This is a genomic window from Seonamhaeicola marinus, from assembly GCF_008085455.1.
Window position 1 is genome coordinate 1 of sequence record NZ_VSDQ01000789.1, and the last position, 300, is coordinate 300.

Sequence of the window (300 nt, forward strand, 5' to 3'; positions counted from 1 at the left end):
ACAAAGTAATGATTGTAGATGAGCAAACGGGGCGTATCATGGATGGGCGTCGTTATTCTGATGGTTTACATCAGGCAATTGAAGCTAAAGAAAACGTTAAAATTGAAGACGCCACACAAACATTTGCTACAGTAACACTTCAAAATTACTTCAGAATGTACCGCAAATTATCAGGTATGACAGGTACAGCTGTTACTGAAGCTGGCGAATTTTGGGAGATTTACAAACTAGATGTTGTTGAAATTCCTACAAACAAACCCATAGCACGTGATGATCGTGAAGATTTAGTTTATAAAACAA

1 protein-coding gene is annotated in these 300 nt (G+C 37.3%); it reads left to right on the plus strand.

Annotation, left to right across the window (positions count from 1 at the left end; translation table 11 throughout):
* Positions 1-300 (plus strand): preprotein translocase subunit SecA (locus FUA24_RS23545; protein ID WP_449441438.1); only part of this gene is annotated, 300 nt, incomplete at both ends.